A 16,439-nucleotide genomic window follows, 5' to 3' on the forward strand; every position below is an offset into this window, starting at 1 on the left:
TTAGAAACGATGCCTGGGCCAACAGGTAGATGTCGGGGTAGAGTACGAAGGTGATGAACGTGGCCGCACCTCCCAATGATCGAATATTGGGGGAAGTAGCAGTCGCCGTAGCGCCAGTTGAGCCAGGCCCGCAGCGCGCTTTGAAAGGGGCCCGTCATCTGGAATAAATTCTTGTAGACGTAGGCAATGACGCAGATCGGCACCACCAACGGCACTAGAAGCACCCTCGAAAACCTACTTGCCGAATACGCCCCAGGCGATGCAACGCACGGGGCGTATGAATGGTCATATTTAGTGTGCGGTCCAGCCGCCATCCACCATCAAGGCGCTACCTGTGACCATGGCCGCCGCCGGAGAGGCCAAAAATACGACAGGCCCCATGATGTCCTCGATTTGCCCCAGCCTTCCCAACGGGATATTGGCAATAACGCTTTCCAGAAACCCGGGCTCTTCAAAGTAGGACCGCGTCAGGGCGGTTTCTATGAAGGTCGGACAAATGGAATTGACGCGAATATGCCGAGGCCCCAGCTCTACCGCCATGGCACGTGTCATGCCTTCTACCGCCGATTTGGATGCGCAGTAGAGACTACGATTGGCTGCCCCCACATGGCCCATTTGTGACGACATGTTGATGATGCTACCACCTTCAGGCATGTTCGCTGCGATAGCTTGTGCCATGAAATAACAGGCTCGCACATTGAGATCCATCACGGCGCTATAGTCATCGGGGGTGACATCATCTATGGGTTTGGGGCGGTTCGTGCCTGCGTTATTCACCAAGATATCAAAGGTCTGGTCCGCCAGGTGCTGCTTAACCGCCGCCTGATCGTCGACATCAAGCGCCAGCCCTTGCACATCGAGACCCGCTTGCTGAAGCTCTGTTACGGCCTCGTTTAGTGTCTCTTGACCCCGCGCTAATAGCGTGACGCTGGCGCCTGCCTGGGCCAACGCGCAGGCAGCGGCAAGACCGATTCCCTTACTGGCACCCGTTACCAGTGCTCGCTTGCCGTCGAGGCGCTGGTTGGGGGTCTGAGGTAGCTTCATGAGTCCACCGCTGAGGCATAAGGTACGTCTTTATGGCCATAGCGGCGTACACGCTCATTGGCCTGCTCGCCGTGGCCTGCAAATCCTTCCAGTGCACAGAGTCTCGAGCAATAGCTTCCTATTTTCGCTGAGGCTTCGTCGGTCAGAATACGTTGATACGTACAGGTTTTAAGGAACTTGCCTACCCAAAGGCCTCCCGTATAGCGAGCGGCCTTTTTGGTTGGCAGTGTATGATTGGTTCCAATGACCTTATCGCCAAAGGCGACATTGGTACGAGGGCCCAAAAAGAGCGCGCCGTAGTTAGTCATTTTTTCAAGGTAGTATTCCGGGTCTTCGGTCATCACTTGCACATGCTCGTAGGCCATGTCATTAGCGACCTGTAGCATTTCGTCGTGACTATCGCAAACGATGATCTCGCCGTACGTTTCCCAGGCCTTGCGCGCCACTTCTGCGGTGGGTAGCTTTTGAAGTAACGCCTCGATGGCCTCTTGAGTATCCTTGGCCAGCTTTTCCGAGTTGGTGAGTAGCGCGGCGGGTGAGGTGGGGCCATGCTCGGCCTGACCCAACAGGTCGGTAGCACACAGTAAACCATCAACGCTTTCATCGGCGATGACCAGCGTCTCGGTTGGCCCTGCAAATAGATCAATACCTACGCGACCAAAGAGCTGGCGTTTGGCTTCAGCCACGAAGGCGTTGCCGGGGCCGACCAGCATATCGACAGGGGCTATCGTGTCCGTGCCTATCGCCATCGTACCCACGGCTTGCACCCCTCCCAGTACCAGTATCTCGTCGGCACCGGCCAAATGCATGGCCGCTACGATAGCTGGATGGGGCTTGCCCTTGTAGGGCGGCGCTGCGGCAATCACTCGCTTGACGCCCGCTACCTTGGCCGTCAATACGCTCATATGCGCCGATGCCACCATGGGGTAAGCACCGCCGGGAATATAGCAGCCGACCGAGTTGATCGGTAGATGCTTATGACCCAATACCACACCGGGCTGGGTCTCGATTTCCACTGGCTGCATCGAGGCGAGCTGAGCTTCGGCAAAGCGGCGAATCTGGGCTTGCGCGTAGCGAATGTCGTCAAGATCGCGCTTGGACACTTCGTTCATCGCCTGGGAAATTTCATCTTCGCTCAGACGAAAAGAGGCAGGCGACCAGTTATCGAACTTTTCTGATAATTCACGTACGGCCTTGTCACCGTTGGCTTCGATATCTGCAAGGGTCTTTTCAACGGTTTCACGCACCTGGCGGTCAGCCTCGGCGCGGGTCTCGACCGAGGCACCTGTCTTGAGATGACGAATCATTTAAAACTCCTTGTTAATCTTGTTGGTGTCTTATCGCGTAATCTTTATGTTCGGGTTTATACGGTTATCGAGTTTAAAATAAGGCTAGGCTTTTTTGCATACGAATGCAAAGCGTTTTGTCGGTGCTATAGTAAGTGGCTCGTGAGTGCGGCTAAACACGAGATATTGGCAATACAATTAACAAGAAGGAGTACGGGATGGCTATTCGAATTGCAGTGGTGGGTGCGGGTCTCATCGGGCGTGCCTGGGCGATTGTCTTTGCAAGGGCAGGGCTTGAGGTACGGCTGTATGACGTCGATACGCAGCAGCTGACGCAGGTTGTCAGCCGAATAGATGAGTCGCTTCAAGACTTGAAAAGTGCGGGTCTGGTGGAGGATCCGGCGGCGGTTTTATCACATATTGTAGTGGAATCGGATCTTGAAAAGGCCCTTGCTGGAGTCGCTTACGTACAGGAGTGCGGGCCGGAAAACGTTACCGCTAAACAAGCGTTGTACACGCAGCTCGAAACTGCCTGTGACGCGACGACCATTCTTGCAAGCTCGACCTCGGGGATCGTGGCCTCGCAGTTCAGTGAGCACTTGCGCCATCCCGAGCGTTGTCTTGTCGCTCATCCGGTGAATCCGCCCTACCTCATACCGCTTGTGGAGGTAGCCCCTTCATCACAGACCAGCTCGGAGGTGGTAGAGCGTACCCTGGCATTGATGCACCAGGTTCAGCAGGAGCCGATTCTGGTCAAAAAGGAGGTGCAGGGGTTTATCCTGAATCGTTTACAGGGCGCACTGCTCAATGAAGCACTGCGACTCTTTCGTGATGGCTATGTATCGGCGGAGGATCTTGATAAAACGGTCAAGCATGGTCTGGGGTTACGCTGGTCATTTATGGGGCCCTTTGAAACAATCGATCTTAACGCGCCTAGCGGAGTCGTTGATTACGCGGGGCGCTATGGCCCTTTGTACCGCGATGTTGATAATCAGCGCAGCCCAGCCAACCCTTGGGCGTCCGAAACGCTCCAGCAGTTGGCTGACGAGCGTCGCGAGGCATTGCCCGTCAGCCAGTTGGGCGAGCGACAGGCCTGGCGCGACCGGCGCTTGATGGCGTTAATGGCGCACAAGCAACAGGCGACGGATTAACCAGAGCTAACAAGCAGTGACCGACGCAGCCGGCTAGCGTCAAAAGCAGACACTCTTTTTATCGATTAAACGAGGTAGCAATGAAAAAGCGGCCGGTGACATCCCAACAGGTGGCTGCGCTAGCGGGGGTGTCGCAGTCGGCGGTGAGCCGCTGCTTTTCAGTAAACGCCAGCATCGCACCGAAAACCCGCGAGAAGGTGCTGGCGGCTGCAAAACAGCTTGGGTATCGACCCAATAGTATCGCCCGTTCGCTCATTACCCGCTCTTCGCGCACGATCGCGGTCGTCATGTCGCAGCTCGACAACCCCTTCTACGCTCAAATGTTGGACTACGCCGCTCGAAGGTTCCAGCAGCATGGCTATCATTTGCTGCTCTTCATGAGTAGTGACGAAGAGCAGTCGGCAAGCGTGATGGCGGATATTCTACAAAGCCAGGCGGACGGCATTCTGATGCTCGCAGCCAGCCTCTCATCCTCGTTTGCCCAAGAGTGCATCGAGCGCGGTATCCCGGTCGTACTGATCAATCGTACCGTCGCGTTTGAAGGTGTAAGCCAGGTCGCCAGCGATAACTATCGGGGCGGCTACTGGGTGGGAGAGTTCTTAGTCCAGCGAGGCTACGAGCGAATTGCCTTCATGGCCGGTTTACCGGAATCTTCCACCAGCAGTGAACGCCGTAACGGGTTTTTAGCGGCGTTGGCGGATTATGGCGGCCGCTGTTGGGCTGAAGCACAGGGTGATTATCAGTTTGCAACGGCTCAAGCGGCTACGCGTACGTTGTTTGCCCATGCCCCCTATCCGGATGCGGTGTTCGCTGCCAATGATCATATGGCCGTGGCCGTCATTGATACGCTTAGGGCGGAGCTTGGACTGCGTGTTCCAGAGGATGTCGGGGTTGTGGGGTTCGATAATATGCCCATTGCGAGTTGGCCTGGCTATCAGCTCACCACGGTTCAGCAGCCGCTTGAGGAAATGGTGGTTGAAGCCACTCGGTTGTTGCTAGGACAGATCAATAGCGGACTGGTCGCCGGGCAAAGCACGGTGCTGCCGGTAATGCCCGTCGTTCGAGTCAGTACTCGATGAGTCAACGGCTGGCTTCGCCCGCCATGCTCAATGTTCAAATTGCTTATTGATTGCTCAAACTCCGGTTATACCGTTGATATGCCACGCCTTCCAGACATGTTTAGAGCATGTCTGGAAGGCGTGGGTATCGCTTCTAAGCAAGATTCGTCTGTGTTTGATCAATACCCCACCATCAACCCCGGCAGGCCCGTCACCAGCACCGGGAAGAACGCCATCAGCACACAGGCGATTAAAATCAGCACGCAGAAGGGAATTACCGCCTTGTAGAGATCGACGATCTCCACCCCGGGCGGGGCGACGCCTTTAAGGTAAAACAGCGCGTAGCCGAAAGGCGGGGTGAGGAAGGACGTTTGCAGCACTACCGCCACCATCACCACGAACCAGAGCGGATCGATCCCCATCTGCTGGATGATCGGCAGCATGATGGGAAAGCTCAACAGCACGATGCCGGTCCAGTCCAGAAACATGCCCAGCACGAACACCAGCAAAAACATCATGATCAGCGCCCCGGTCGTGCCGCCGGGCATCGCCAGCAGCAAGTCCTGTATCACCTGCATGCCGCCGCCCCGGGAGAACACGCCGGTAAAGGCGGTGGCGCCCACCAGCACCAGCATCACCATGGTGGTGGTCTTGCCCGCGTCGATCAGCGTGCGATAGCAGGTCGAGAGCTTGCGATCACCAAAGATCAAAAACAGCAGAAAGGCGATGAAGACACCAATCGCCGAGGCCTCGGTGGCCGTTGCAATACCGGTAAACAGCGCCCCGAGCACGCCCAGAATCAGCGCCATGGGCGGCACCACGTACTTGCCGAGCATCTTCAGAAGCTCCGGTGTGCTTACCCCGGCGCGCTCCTCCTTGGGCACCGGTGGGCCATAAGACGGCTTGAAGTGGCAGATGAGCAGAACATAGAGTGCGTACATGAACCCCAGCATTACACCGGGCACCATCGCACCGGCGAACAGCGCCCCGACCGAGACCGGTGAGTAGCTCGCCATCAATATCAGCATGATGCTCGGCGGTATCAAAATCCCTAGGCACCCACTGGCCATGATGACCCCGGCGCTGAGCTCCTTGTTGTAGCCGTATTTCAGCATCGGCACCAGGGCGATCATGCCCATGACCGCAATCGAGGCGCCGACGATGCCGGTGGTCGCCGCCAGCAGAACGGAAACGATGACCACGGTGAGCGCGAGCCCGCCGCGCAGGTTGGCAAGAAGCAGCCGCATGGCGTCGAACATGCGCTCGGTGACACCGGAGTCGTTGAGAAACCGCGCCATGAGTACGAACAGCGGAATGGCCACCAGCACGTAGTTATCCATGGCGTTGCCGAAGATATTGTTGATCAATGTACCCAGCACGCGCTCCCCGGGGCCCAGAAACGCGCCGATCACCGCCACCCCGCCGAGCACGAACGCCAGCGGGTGGCCCATGAAGAGCCCGACCAGGAGCCCACCGAACATCACCAGCGCCAGTAGCTCAGGACTCAGGTTCATACGGTCTCTCCTCACGCAGGGCAATGATGGCGCGCAGCACGATGGCGATGGCCTGCAATAAAAGCAGCGCGGCGGCCACCACGATCACCCCCTTGATGGGGTAGACCGGGATCGCCACCATGCCGTAGGTGGTTTCGCCCCGACTGAAGGAGCGATCGAAAAAGAGCCAGCCGTATTTCAGAAGCATCCAGATAAACGGCACGAAGAAGATCGCATAGCCCAGCAGGGCCAGCACCGCCTGGCGTTTCAGCGAGAGCAGACGTTTGAGAACGTCTACCTCCACGTGGGCGTGGTACTTCAAGCCGTAAGCGGCCATCAGCATGAAGTGGGCGCCGAACAGCATCTTGGTGACGTCGAACGCCCAGTCGCTGGGCCGTCCCAGGAAAAAGCGCGAGGCGATATCGAACAGCACGATCAGGGTGATGACGGCAATCAAGGGGGCGATGAGACGCCCGAACAGCTCGTTCACGGCATCGATCGCCTTGGCAATGGCGTGCATGAAAAACCCTCCGCAGTCAGCTGAGCCGCCCCGGTGTTACCGGCGCGGCAAACACGCCTTACAGGCAGGCTTCGATCTCTGAAAGCGACGGCAGGCTTTCCATGGTTCGGCTCATGTTGAAGGGGGCGGAGACATCGCGCCAGGTGGCGTAGTCCTCCAGGTAGCTCACCATGGAGTGGTAGACCTTGGCGTGATCGGGGTTCTCGCAGGCGCCCTGAACGATCACTTCGTTGGTGACCTCCTGAATACGCGCCAGATCCTCGTCGGAGAACTGGTTGATGGTCACCCCGGCATCGATGAACTGCCGGGTGGCCTCGTTGGATTCACGCTCCGACCAGGCGAGCGACCAGGCCATGGTGGCGTCGGCGGCAATGCGCAGCGTCTCCTGGGTGGCCTCATCCAGCGCGTTCCAGGCGTCCATGTTGATCATTACGCCAAACACACTGGCGGACTGGTGCCAACCGGGCGTGGCCCAGTTATCCGCCACCTCGGCGAAGCCGGCCTTGTAATCCACGCCGGGAGTGGAGAACTCACCGGCGTCGATCACCCCGCGCTCGATGGCCTGGTACACCTCGCCGCCGGCAAGCGTCACCTGCGAGCCGCCGAGGCGTTCGAGTACACGTCCCTGGTCACGCCCGGAAAGGCGCAGGCGCTTGCCTTCCAGATCGGCAATACTGGCGATCGGCGTGCGGCCCATGAACCCGGATTCATTGTTGGTGATCCCATAGGGCAGGTACATCATGTTGAACTGGCCGTAGATCTCCTCGTAGATCTCGCGCCCACCCCACTGCTGAATCCAGTTCAGGTAGTCCACCCCGTTGAACAGGCTCGTGGTGGTGGCCAGCGGCGAAAACGCCGGATTGAGCCCCGCCCAGTAGCCGGGCCAGTCGCCGGCGGCTTCGATGCTGCCGGTTTCGGTGGCATCGAACACCTCGGTGCCCGGCATCAAGGTACCGCCGGCGCGAAAGTTGATCTGCAACTCGTCACCGGCCAGTTTATTGACAAGCTCGACCCAGTGGCGGTCGATCTGGATAAGATCCAGGTTATCCGGCCAGGTGGAGGTCATGGTCCACTGCTCCTGGGCCTGGGTAGCGGTGGAGGCCAACAGCACGCCCGCGGCGAGTGTGCCAAGGGCAAAGCGTGAGGTTAGTTTCATGGTGGATTCCCTGTAGCGTGATGGTGATTGTTGGTCTTGTACCGATCAGGAAAACAGCGCAGGTTGACGTAAACGTCACTTTGGGTGCGCTACAGCGATAAGCTAGCATACTCATCCGGCGTGCGCGCCCTAGCCGTTGGTGGTAGATGGCCCAAGCCGACCTCACCGGCCAAGCGGTGTATAAACAGCGCCTTGACGCTAAAATGGAGCGCGCGCCATGAGAAGGTTGATACCCTCTGGCGCTTCTCGCCCTGGCTGCAACGCTTTACCCACCACTCAGGAGCCGCCATGTTCGAGCGCTCAGCTTCGCCGCCTGCCCCGAAAAGAACGAGCGCCGTTGACGCGCTGGCCGCCCATGCCTGGCGACTGAAACGCCGCCGCTGGCGCCAGCTGGTATGGCTTTACGGCGACTCCCGGGCGTGCCACGAGGCCGCGCGAGCCCTTTGGCAGGTGCAGGCGTGGCGCGCGCCGCTCTGGGTTGGAAGTTCAGAAGAAGCACCGGTCGAGGCGCTTTCGCCCAGAAAAGTGCGCAGCCGCCTCGGTGGCGAACACCAGCTGGTGGTGCTTGACGCAAGCGGAAGCCTGGGCCTCGATCCGGACGCCTTGGGGGTGCTGGCGGGCACGCTGACCGCCGGCGGACTGTGCGTGTTGATTACTCCCGCCGACTGGGGCCGCGCTCCGGACCCGGACTACGCCCGCTTTGCCGATCACCCCTGGCAGTGGCAGGCGTTGAGTGCTTACTATCTGCAACGATTGGCGGGCATTCTGTCGGCTTCCCCCGGTGTTGTGCGCTGGCCGGTCGCGGGTCGGCCCTGGCTGCCCGCGCTGGACCTGACCCAGGCCCCTGCAGCCTCCCCCCGGGACACTGCCTGTCAGACCGAGGATCAGGCACGCGTGGTCGCTTTGATCGCGCGCCTGAAACGCCGACGCCCGCTGGTGATTACCGCCGACCGCGGCCGGGGCAAGAGTGCGGCACTGGGTGTCGCCTGCGCACGGCTTCTGCAAGACGGAGCAGGGCAGATCGTCATTACCGCGCCGTCGCTTGACGCCATCGCCAGCCTGGTCGAGCGCTTGAGCGCACTTTGCCCGACGGGGAGCTGGCGAAGTCCTGCCCACTTTGAGCTCCCTGACGGCCAGACGGTGATCTATCTGACGCCCCAGGCGTTAAGTGATCAGGTAAACGCGGGGCAGCTTGGGGGCGATGGGCGCTATCTGCTGGTGGATGAGGCGGCGGCGATTCCTGCGGCGCTGCTGGCCCAGTGGCTGGCGGCGTTTCCGCGTATCGCGTTTGCCACCACGGTGCACGGCTACGAGGGCTCCGGGCGCGGCTTTGCACTGCGCTTTCGCGCGGTACTCGACCGCCAGACCCCGCTCTGGCGCGAGACACACCTGCAAACGCCCGTTCGCTGGGCCGCACAGGATCCTCTGGAGCGTGTGCTGCAAGAGCTGCTGCTGCTGAAGGCGGCGCTGCCCGAGGCCCGATGCGACGCTTCAATCGCACCACAAGCGCTTACCCAGCAAACCCTTGCCCGTTGCCCGGCGCTGCTGGAAAAACTCTTCGGGCTTCTGGTGCAGTCCCACTACCGCACCACGCCAGGCGATTTACGCCAACTGCTGGACGGCCCCGGCACCGGGTTTCGCGTGATGGATGACCAGGCGCCCCAGGCCGTGCTGGTGACCCGAGAAGAGGGCGGTTTCGAGCCTGCCCTTGCCGATCAGGTTGCCCGCGGCGAGCGCCGCCCGCGGGGGCACCTGCTGGCCCAGTCGCTGGCGGCCCACAGCGGCAGTCGCGCCGCACTCACCGCCCGCTGGCGCCGGGTGTCACGCATCGCCACCCATCCGGCGCGCCGCCGGGAAGGGCTTGGACGCGCGCTGATCGAGGCGGATGTCGCCGCCGCCCGGGAAAGCGGCGTGGCGCTTTATGGGGCCACCTTCGGTGCCGAGGCGTCGCTTCTGGACTTCTGGCAGGCGCTGGGCTTTGTACCGGTGCGATTGGGCGTCACCCGCGAAGCCTCTACCGGCGAGTACGCTGTGATGGTGGCCCGCGCGCTGAACGCTGAAGGCGACACCGTGCTCAACGAGCTTGAAGCCTCTTTTGACGCGGGGCTTTCGAGTCTTCTCGCGTTTGAACTGTCAGCGCTTGCCGCCGACGTGGTGACGCGGCTGCTGGCTGCGCGGGCGCCGGTGCTGCTCAACGAGGGCCAATACCGGGACGCGCAGGATGTCGCCTACGCCCACCGTGACCCGGCCCTGGCCCGGCCCGCGCTTGCCGCGCTGGCGCGGCTGGCAAGTGCCAGATCGCAAGTGCTGGACACACTGGCCATCCAGGGGCTTGAAACCCTGGCGGCCTGGGCGTTTCAAAACCAGGCCCCAGCCAGCGCGCCACGCAAGGCAAGCCAGGCGCTTCGTCGGGCGGCCCGGCTCGTGCTCGAGAGCCCTCTTTTCCCCGACGGCCGGGAGCGGTAGAGTAGGGCGGTTATGAATCACAAAGAGCTCTCATGAACGCACACCTAGACGCGCTGGAACCTTCGCTTGTATGGCGCCACTTCCGTACGCTGTGTAATACGCCCAGGCCCTCCGGCCATGAGGCCGCGCTGGTCGAAAAGCTCGAAGCCTGGGCGGCTGGCCTGGGTCTTGCCTGTGATCGCGACAGTTTCGGCAACCTGCGTATCAAGAGGCCGGCAAGCCCCGGGTTCGAAAGTGCGCCCGGCGTGATCCTTCAGGGCCACCTGGACATGGTCGCCCAGGCCAACGCCGACACGCCCCATGATTTCGAGAAGGACCCGATTCGCACCTACGTCAAGCAAGGCTGGCTGCACGCCGACGGAACCACGCTTGGCGCGGACAACGGCCTTGGCGTGGCGGCGATTCTGGCCCTGCTCGAGGACGGCACGCTCACCCACGGCCCGCTGGAGGCGCTGTTCACGCTCGAGGAAGAGACCTCCATGGGCGGGGCGCTGAATCTGGACGAAAACTGGCTGGAAGGCTCGTTGCTTTTGAACCTGGACAGCGAAGAGCGCGGCGAAGCGTACATCGGCTGCGCTGGCGGCGCGGATGTGCTGGTGGACGCCAAGCTGCCCGGCAGCGAACTGCGCGAAGAGGAAGCGGTGATCGAGCTTTCGCTGACCGGGCTCAAGGGCGGTCACTCGGGCATCGATATTCACAAGCCCCTGGGCAATGCCAACCGTCTGCTGGTGCGCGCATTGCGGGCGCTGGATATCCTCGATGCTCGTCTGATCGACTATCGCGGCGGCACGCTGCGAAACGCCATCCCCCGGGAAGCCTTCGCCACCCTGGCGCTGCCCGCCGATGAAGTGGACACGGCACTTGGCAAGGTGAGCAAGCTCGAAGCGACCTTGAAGGCGGAACTGGGCAGCGGTGACCCCGGGCTTTCGCTCAAGGCCAGCCGCGTCGAAGGCGATAATGTCAGAGAGCCCTTGACCCGGGACGCCAGCACCATGCTGGTGGCCGCGCTCTACGCCGCCCCTTGCGGGGTGGAGCGCATGAGCGCGGATGTCGAGGGCGTGGTGGAAACCTCCAACAACCTGGGGGTGCTGAGCCTTGATGACGGTCGGCTGCATCTGTGTGCGCTGGTGCGCTCACTGCACGACAGCGCCGCCGAGGCGCTGGCTGATCGCTTCAGTGCGCTGTTCGGGTTGATGGGGGCGCGGGTCAAGGTGGAAAACGGCTACCCTGGCTGGGCGCCGAACCCGCAAAGCGCGCTGCTGGCGACCTTCAAGGAGCGCCACCAGGCGCTTCTGGGTGTGGTGCCCGCGGTCAAGGTCATCCACGCCGGCCTCGAGTGCGGCATTCTGGGCAGCAAGTACCCGCATCTGGACATGATCTCGTTTGGCCCGCTGATTCGCGGCGCCCACTCGCCGGATGAGCGGGTGGAGCTTGAATCGGTCGAGGAGTTCTGGCGGATGCTGCGCGCCCTGGTCGAGGCGCTGGCCGAAAAGGGCTAGCAAGACCGCGCGGCACACCAAGAACGGCGCCTTCGGGCGCCGTTCTTGGTGATGCGAAATACGCGGGAAGGCGCTATCGCTTTGATTACTTGCTGAGGTAGGCGTTAAGCATCCAGACAGTCTTTTCCTGCTCGCGGATGTAGTCCCCCGCCTGTGCGGCGGTGCCTTCATCATCGGCGTCAGACGCCAGCGCCAGCACTTCACGCTGAAGCGCAATCAGTGTCTGGTAGCCGTCGAGCACGCCCTTGACGCAGGCCTGGCCGTCATGAACGTCCTTGTCTTCCTGCAGACGCGAAAGCTTGACGTAGTCGCTGTAGGCATGAACCGGCTTGTGGCCCAGGGTCAGAATCCGCTCGGCAACTTCGTCCACCTTGGTCAGAAGGTCGGTATAGAACTCTTCAAACTTCTCGTGAAGCTGGAAAAAATCGCTGCCCTTGACGTTCCAGTGGTACCCGCGAACGTTCATGTAAAAGATCTGGTAGTTGGCCAGCAGGTGGTTCAGCTTTTCCGCCAGCTGGCTGGCGCTGTCTTCGTGCAAGCCGATGCTGTTGAACTCGGACATAATGACTTCTCCATGTAGAACCGCCAAGGCGGCCATCAAATTCGTCTGATGAAGGTTACCGGGGCTGGCTGGCGCAATAAAGCGGGTTTTGTGTATCGCCTTTATAGCGTAACGGTATCGGCCCTGCCGGCTATCAACCTAGATGCAGGCAGCCTGGCTATTTTTCAACCGGGGGCCGGCTTTGCCAGAGTCGAGTGATGCTCTCGCAGCGCGCGCTCAAGAGTTCGGCGGTGCGTGGCAGTGCCTCGTCGAGCGTCATGGGGCCGTCGGCCAGGGCGAAAGCGGCGCTCACGCCTTCCGTGAGGCACGCCTGCCACCCCTCCCCCAGACTGCCTGCCAGCACCACCACAGGCTTGCCGCGTTTTCTGGCGGCGCGCGCCACGCCGATCGGCGTCTTGCCCGAAAGGCTCTGGCCGTCCAGGCGCCCCTCGCCGGTAATGATCAGGTCGGCCTTATCGATCAAGGCCGCCAGGTTGGTCTGCGCCATGATGATGTCGATACCCGGCTTCAATGTGGCGTTCAAGAAACTGGCCGCTGCAAAGCCCATTCCCCCTGCGGCACCGGCGCCGGCCAGGGAGCGCTGGTCAGCACCCAAGGCCGCTGCGCTGATATCGGCAAAGCGTTCGAGGGCTTGATCGAGAATCGCGACATCCTCCGGGGTGGCGCCTTTTTGCGGGCCGAACACGGCGCTGGCGCCGTGGCGGCCCAGAAGCGGGTTGTCCACATCCACCGCGGCCTCGACATGAAGCGTGCCAAGGCGAGGATCCAGCCCGGACAGATCCAGCGTCTCAAGCGATGAAAGCGCCGCGCCACCCGGGGGCAGCTCCTGGCCATGCTGGTCCTTCAAGCTTGCCCCCAGCGCCTGCAGCATGCCGGCGCCGGCGTCATTGGTGGCGCTGCCGCCCAGCAGCAGCAGGGCCTTTTGGGCGCCGGCATCCAGGGCTGCCCGAAACAGCTCGCCCACCCCGTACGTGGTCGTATGAAGGGCGCTGCGCTCATTCGTGCTTAAATGCTGCAAACCGCTGGCCTGGGCCAGCTCGATAAAGGCGGTACGCTCCTTGGCAAGCCATCCCCAGCTTGCCTGGCGGGGCCGGCCCAGGGCGTCGGTCACATCGACCTGGCAGCGCTTTGCGTGGGTGGCAGCAATCAATGCATCCAGGCTTCCCTCACCGCCGTCGGCCAGCGGGCAGGAAAAGACGGTGGCGGTGGGGCACGCCCGGGTAACGCCTTTTGCCATGGCGTGGGCGGCCTGTTCGGCGCCGAGCGCGTCCTTGAAGCTATCAGGGCAAAGCACAACCTTCATTACGCAACCTCCATAAAACCTTATGGTTGATTTATTGTCTTGGGTAGGGGTTCATGAGTGACGAGCTTAACGTGGCGGTCTGGCGCGTACCAGCGCCTTTCACTTGACGGTCTTTTACTCAACACTTGATGACAAGAAAGCCGGTTTGGGGTTCTGTCTGATGGCTTGAGCGCAAAGCGCGCGTTCAGGCAGTACTCGATGGCGAGGGAGTCTTTATGAAAACACTACCGATCAGTATTGCCTGCTTGCTGGCGCTGACGGGCTGTCAGACGCTGCCGGACCAGCTGCCGCGTGCCGAACCCGCCCCTTCGGCTTCGTGTCATTTTTCCATCGGGGATACGCCACCAAGCGATGTTCTGACTCAAAGCGTCGCGCTGCTGGAAAACTGGGGCTTCGAACTGGACAGCACCGACACCGAACTTGGTCTGGTGAGTGCGAGTAAAGAGCGCGATCTGGTAGGGTATTACGACCCTTACGATAATGGTTATCGCTATGGGTCGGGCATGCGCATCTTCGGTGGTTTCGGCATCGGGCGCGGCTCCTCGGTCGGCGTGGGTCTTGGCGGAGGAATCGGCCGTCAGCCGGTGGAAAGCGAGCGGGTGAGTGTGCTGGTGCACAACGCCCACATGCGCATCTCGCGAGACATTCGCCGTTTCGACCACCTGCGCGATATGCGCGAATCTCGCACCGCCAGCGCTGACGATTTCTGCCAGCGCTTTCAATCGGCGCTACCCACTCTTGCACGCCCGGGGAGGCGTTTATGACACAATTACGCCGGGCCTTCATCGTCGCGCTCGCCCTGGGGGCGGTTGCGCTTGCCGGGTGCGCCACTACCCAACCCGTGCAGCCTCGCGAGCTTCGTTTCAACGCCGCCGCCGAGCGCACCTTTCGTGAAGCGGTGGATCTGATGGTGGCCCAGGGCTATGTCATTCGCCACGCCGATCTTGCCCTTGGACGGGCAGAGGGTACCCTTGCTCGCTGGCCGGAGTATCGTTTGATGCTTCAGGTGAACCCCCAAAACGGGGCCAGCCAGGTCAGTGTTTCTGCCCTTCGAGGATCGACACCCCTGGCGCCCTATTTACTTGACCCTTGGCTTGTGGAACTGCAGCAGCGCCTGGGAGAGGCCCCCTGATGGACAATGCGGCAAACGCACGCTCACCGATTCAGCGTACAGGCATCTGGTTAGCGACGCTTTCATTCGGTGCTCTGATCAGTACGAGCGCTCATGGCCACCCTCATGGATGGATCGATCTGAGTGTTCAGGTAATGACCGACGAGGAGCACCGCGCAGTCGGGCTTCGCCAAACCTGGCGGATGGATCCGTTTTACAGTCTGATCGTGTTCGACGAGCTTTCTCGGGTCGAAGACGCCACCTTCGAACAAGGGCTGGATCAGCTGGGCGATGAGATTCGTGACAACCTGTCCACCCAGCACTATTTCACCGAGCTCTGGGTGGATGGTGAGCGCCAGGCACTCGATGAAGTGAGCGAATACACCACCTTCGAGCGCGATGGCCGCCTGGTGTACATGTTCATGCTGCCCCTGGCCGAGCCGGTCGCCCTTGACGGCGCCACCCTCGAGTACCAGATTTTCGACCCGACCTACTACATCGAGGTGGTCCACGAAGAGCAAAACGGCGCGCCTGCGGAAAACGCCCTGCAGCTTGCCGGCGGACCTTCCTGCGCGCTGAGCATCACCCCGGCAGACCCGGATCCGGAGCTGGTACTTCAGGCAGCGCTTCTGGACAAGGGTGAAGAGGGCGATCCGGATCTCGGGCGCTTTTTCGCTGAGACCGGCCATGTTCGATGCAACGGGGCTTGATGATGCACAGCACGCTCGCTAAGAAAACCGACGCACCGCCTGGCCGCCGCCGGCTTCTGGGTGCGGTGGTCGTTTTCGCGTTCCTGGCGCTCGCCGGGTATATCGCTTATAGCTATTTTCAGGGCGCAAGCCTGCAGATTCTTGCCTGGCAGCGCGATCTTCATCGCTCGCTCACCCTTGCGATCACCGAACTTTCCCGCACCCCTTCGGCCAGTGCCTGGCAGGCGCTTCTGGGCGTCAGTTTCGGTTATGGGGTCTTCCATGCGGCGGGCCCGGGTCACGGCAAGGCGGTGCTGGCTACCTATCTGGCCTCTCATGGTGGCGCTACGCGGCGTGCGCTGGGACTCTCCTTTGCCGCTTCGCTGCTGCAGGGGGTGACTGCCATCGTGCTGGTGGGCGTGCTGGTGTATGGGCTGGGTTTTGTCACCCGTCAGGCCATGGGCAGCGTTGTCTGGGTCGAACAGGCAAGCTTTTTGCTGGTGGCGCTGTTAGGCGTCTGGCTCTGCTTGCGGGCGGCCCGTCAGCTTCGCCACGCCTATCGTACGTCAACGCCTGCGACGTTTACGCCTGTCGCCTCGGGTCATTTGCTGAGTGCGACGGCGCCCCCGGTGCTCCAGCACCCGCATCATCACGTTCACGACCACCACTGTTGTGGCGGTGCGCACCACATCGAGCCCGATCAGGCGCTTGACTGGCGCACCGCACTGATGACCGTCGTGGCGATCGGTATGCGTCCTTGCTCGGGGGCGGTGCTGCTTCTGGGGGCGGCGGGGCTTTTAGGGCAGTTTCATGTCGGCGTGATGGCGGTGGTTGCCATGTCTATCGGCACCGGCATGACGGTTTCTGCGCTGGCGCTGGCCAGTGTCTTTGCCCGGGGCTGGGCCACACGACGGTTGCAAAGGCAGGCAAACCAGCGCTGGATGGCGAAAGTGGCCGGATGGGCTGCGCTGGCGGGCGGCGTTGTGATCGTTTTTCTGGGCATCTCGCTGTCGGTGGCGGGGTTCAATCAGCCGGCAAGTTCACCTCTGTTCGGCGAACCGACCTCCCGCCAGGGCGCGACACCGCTTGGCCCCCCTTGAC

15 protein-coding genes are annotated in these 16,439 nt (G+C 61.4%); 8 read left to right on the forward strand and 7 right to left on the reverse strand.

What is annotated here, in order from left to right; all coding sequences use genetic code 11:
* Positions 1-291 precede the first annotated feature (291 nt).
* Both ACWF8S_RS02480 and hisD read right to left on the reverse strand, forming a co-directional pair.
* The gene (locus ACWF8S_RS02480) at positions 292-1,044 is read right to left on the reverse strand and encodes an SDR family NAD(P)-dependent oxidoreductase (RefSeq protein ID WP_447555240.1); all 753 of its coding nucleotides are present in this window, start codon (positions 1,042-1,044) and stop codon (positions 292-294) included.
* Positions 1,041-2,351 (reverse strand): histidinol dehydrogenase, encoded by a 1,311-nt coding sequence (gene hisD, locus ACWF8S_RS02485; RefSeq protein ID WP_447555241.1) that lies wholly within the window; start codon positions 2,349-2,351, stop codon positions 1,041-1,043. The genes ACWF8S_RS02480 and hisD overlap by 4 nt, the downstream gene beginning before the upstream one ends.
* A gap of 197 nt (positions 2,352-2,548) precedes the next feature.
* Here hisD and ACWF8S_RS02490 point away from each other — a divergent pair, with 197 nt between their 5' ends.
* A complete protein-coding gene (locus ACWF8S_RS02490) occupies positions 2,549-3,481 on the forward strand; it encodes a 3-hydroxyacyl-CoA dehydrogenase (RefSeq protein WP_447555242.1) in 933 nt (310 codons plus the stop codon).
* Between the two features lie 80 nt (positions 3,482-3,561).
* Positions 3,562-4,560: a LacI family DNA-binding transcriptional regulator gene (locus ACWF8S_RS02495; RefSeq protein ID WP_447555243.1), complete on the forward strand. Its 999-nt coding sequence runs from the start codon at positions 3,562-3,564 to the stop codon at positions 4,558-4,560.
* A gap of 158 nt (positions 4,561-4,718) precedes the next feature.
* On the opposite strand, the gene ACWF8S_RS02500 is transcribed toward ACWF8S_RS02495, so the two are convergent.
* From ACWF8S_RS02500 to dctP, 3 genes are read right to left on the reverse strand one after another with little or no spacing between them, the layout of a single operon-like run.
* The gene (locus ACWF8S_RS02500; protein WP_447555244.1) at positions 4,719-6,053 is read right to left on the reverse strand and encodes a TRAP transporter large permease; all 1,335 of its coding nucleotides are present in this window, start codon (positions 6,051-6,053) and stop codon (positions 4,719-4,721) included.
* Positions 6,037-6,552, reverse strand: a complete 516-nt coding sequence (locus ACWF8S_RS02505) for a TRAP transporter small permease subunit (RefSeq protein WP_447555245.1) — start codon at positions 6,550-6,552, stop codon at positions 6,037-6,039. The genes ACWF8S_RS02500 and ACWF8S_RS02505 overlap by 17 nt, the downstream gene beginning before the upstream one ends.
* 58 nt (positions 6,553-6,610) lie before the next feature.
* Positions 6,611-7,708 carry a TRAP transporter substrate-binding protein DctP gene (gene dctP, locus ACWF8S_RS02510; RefSeq protein WP_447555246.1) on the reverse strand — a complete coding sequence of 366 codons (1,098 nt, stop codon included), beginning with the start codon at positions 7,706-7,708 and terminating at the stop codon, positions 6,611-6,613.
* A gap of 288 nt (positions 7,709-7,996) precedes the next feature.
* Between dctP and ACWF8S_RS02515 the strand changes: the two genes are divergently transcribed.
* Together ACWF8S_RS02515 and ACWF8S_RS02520 are read left to right on the forward strand one after the other, a co-directional pair.
* Entirely contained in the window at positions 7,997-10,174 is a 2,178-nt protein-coding gene (locus ACWF8S_RS02515) for a GNAT family N-acetyltransferase (RefSeq protein WP_447555247.1), read from the forward strand.
* Between the two features lie 32 nt (positions 10,175-10,206).
* On the forward strand, positions 10,207-11,673 hold the full coding sequence (locus tag ACWF8S_RS02520) for an aminoacyl-histidine dipeptidase (protein ID WP_447555248.1): 1,467 nt from the start codon (positions 10,207-10,209) through the stop codon (positions 11,671-11,673).
* Between the two features lie 85 nt (positions 11,674-11,758).
* Here the strand turns inward: ACWF8S_RS02520 and ACWF8S_RS02525 are convergent, their stop codons facing one another.
* On the reverse strand, positions 11,759-12,235 hold the full coding sequence (locus ACWF8S_RS02525; RefSeq protein ID WP_447555249.1) for a Dps family protein: 477 nt from the start codon (positions 12,233-12,235) through the stop codon (positions 11,759-11,761).
* A 157-nt stretch (positions 12,236-12,392) separates the two neighbouring features.
* The gene (locus ACWF8S_RS02530) at positions 12,393-13,538 is read right to left on the reverse strand and encodes a glycerate kinase (RefSeq protein WP_447555250.1); all 1,146 of its coding nucleotides are present in this window, start codon (positions 13,536-13,538) and stop codon (positions 12,393-12,395) included.
* A gap of 215 nt (positions 13,539-13,753) precedes the next feature.
* Here ACWF8S_RS02530 and ACWF8S_RS02535 point away from each other — a divergent pair, with 215 nt between their 5' ends.
* From ACWF8S_RS02535 to ACWF8S_RS02550, 4 genes are read left to right on the forward strand one after another with little or no spacing between them, the layout of a single operon-like run.
* Positions 13,754-14,302, forward strand: coding sequence for a hypothetical protein (locus ACWF8S_RS02535; RefSeq protein ID WP_447555251.1), 549 nt, complete (start codon positions 13,754-13,756; stop codon positions 14,300-14,302).
* Positions 14,299-14,670, forward strand: coding sequence for a hypothetical protein (locus ACWF8S_RS02540; protein WP_447555252.1), 372 nt, complete (start codon positions 14,299-14,301; stop codon positions 14,668-14,670). The genes ACWF8S_RS02535 and ACWF8S_RS02540 overlap by 4 nt, the downstream gene beginning before the upstream one ends.
* Positions 14,670-15,359: a DUF1007 family protein gene (locus tag ACWF8S_RS02545; protein WP_447555253.1), complete on the forward strand. Its 690-nt coding sequence runs from the start codon at positions 14,670-14,672 to the stop codon at positions 15,357-15,359. The genes ACWF8S_RS02540 and ACWF8S_RS02545 overlap by 1 nt, the downstream gene beginning before the upstream one ends.
* Entirely contained in the window at positions 15,359-16,438 is a 1,080-nt protein-coding gene (locus ACWF8S_RS02550; protein WP_447555254.1) for a nickel/cobalt transporter, read from the forward strand. Before ACWF8S_RS02545 ends, ACWF8S_RS02550 begins: the two co-directional genes overlap by 1 nt.
* The last annotated feature ends 1 nt before the right edge of the window (position 16,439 follow it).

The sequence above is a fragment of the Vreelandella xerophytica genome (assembly GCF_968048975.1).

What these genes read in the sequence shown, in the direction of transcription:
- ACWF8S_RS02480 (WP_447555240.1), bottom strand. Translation starts at nt 1,044, where the DNA reads ATGAAGCTACCTCAGACCCCCAACCAGCGCCTCGACGGCAAGCGAGCA.
- ACWF8S_RS02515 (WP_447555247.1), top strand. Translation starts at nt 7,997, where the DNA reads ATGTTCGAGCGCTCAGCTTCGCCGCCTGCCCCGAAAAGAACGAGCGCC.
- ACWF8S_RS02535 (WP_447555251.1), top strand. Translation starts at nt 13,754, where the DNA reads ATGAAAACACTACCGATCAGTATTGCCTGCTTGCTGGCGCTGACGGGC.
- dctP (WP_447555246.1), bottom strand. Translation starts at nt 7,708, where the DNA reads ATGAAACTAACCTCACGCTTTGCCCTTGGCACACTCGCCGCGGGCGTG.
- ACWF8S_RS02545 (WP_447555253.1), top strand. Translation starts at nt 14,670, where the DNA reads ATGGACAATGCGGCAAACGCACGCTCACCGATTCAGCGTACAGGCATC.
- ACWF8S_RS02500 (WP_447555244.1), bottom strand. Translation starts at nt 6,053, where the DNA reads ATGAACCTGAGTCCTGAGCTACTGGCGCTGGTGATGTTCGGTGGGCTC.
- ACWF8S_RS02520 (WP_447555248.1), top strand. Translation starts at nt 10,207, where the DNA reads ATGAACGCACACCTAGACGCGCTGGAACCTTCGCTTGTATGGCGCCAC.
- ACWF8S_RS02540 (WP_447555252.1), top strand. Translation starts at nt 14,299, where the DNA reads ATGACACAATTACGCCGGGCCTTCATCGTCGCGCTCGCCCTGGGGGCG.
- ACWF8S_RS02550 (WP_447555254.1), top strand. Translation starts at nt 15,359, where the DNA reads ATGATGCACAGCACGCTCGCTAAGAAAACCGACGCACCGCCTGGCCGC.
- hisD (WP_447555241.1), bottom strand. Translation starts at nt 2,351, where the DNA reads ATGATTCGTCATCTCAAGACAGGTGCCTCGGTCGAGACCCGCGCCGAG.
- ACWF8S_RS02530 (WP_447555250.1), bottom strand. Translation starts at nt 13,538, where the DNA reads ATGAAGGTTGTGCTTTGCCCTGATAGCTTCAAGGACGCGCTCGGCGCC.
- ACWF8S_RS02525 (WP_447555249.1), bottom strand. Translation starts at nt 12,235, where the DNA reads ATGTCCGAGTTCAACAGCATCGGCTTGCACGAAGACAGCGCCAGCCAG.
- ACWF8S_RS02490 (WP_447555242.1), top strand. Translation starts at nt 2,549, where the DNA reads ATGGCTATTCGAATTGCAGTGGTGGGTGCGGGTCTCATCGGGCGTGCC.
- ACWF8S_RS02495 (WP_447555243.1), top strand. Translation starts at nt 3,562, where the DNA reads ATGAAAAAGCGGCCGGTGACATCCCAACAGGTGGCTGCGCTAGCGGGG.
- ACWF8S_RS02505 (WP_447555245.1), bottom strand. Translation starts at nt 6,552, where the DNA reads ATGCACGCCATTGCCAAGGCGATCGATGCCGTGAACGAGCTGTTCGGG.